The following is a 527-nucleotide window of genomic DNA, read 5'->3' on the forward strand; positions in this document are numbered from 1 at the left end:
AACATGGCTAAGGCTAAGTTTGAACGTAATAAGCCACACGTTAACGTGGGCACAATCGGTCACGTTGACCATGGTAAAACAACTTTAACAGCTGCGATTGCAACTGTATGTGCTAAAAAATTCGGTGGTGAAGCGAAAGACTACGCTGCAATCGACTCTGCACCAGAAGAAAAAGCACGTGGTATTACAATTAATACTTCACACGTAGAATACGATTCTCCAACTCGTCACTATGCTCACGTAGACTGCCCGGGCCACGCCGATTATGTTAAAAACATGATTACTGGTGCTGCTCAGATGGACGGTGCGATCCTTGTATGTGCTGCGACTGACGGTCCAATGCCACAAACTCGTGAACACATCCTGCTTTCTCGTCAGGTAGGTGTACCTTACATCGTTGTATTCTTGAACAAATGCGACCTTGTAGACGACGAAGAGCTTCTTGAACTGGTTGAAATGGAAGTTCGTGAACTTCTTTCTACTTACGACTTCCCAGGTGATGACACTCCTGTAATCCGTGGTTCAGC

The 527-nt window shown here is 45.7% G+C and carries 1 protein-coding gene; it reads left to right on the forward strand.

Going from position 1 to position 527, the window contains the following annotated elements:
* The coding region (locus G5T77_RS16940; RefSeq protein WP_252719428.1) for a GTP-binding protein at nucleotides 1-527 on the forward strand (527 nt) is incomplete at both ends.

This window comes from Acinetobacter sp. GFQ9D191M (assembly GCF_011174875.1).
In the GTDB taxonomy this organism is placed as follows: domain Bacteria; phylum Pseudomonadota; class Gammaproteobacteria; order Pseudomonadales; family Moraxellaceae; genus Acinetobacter.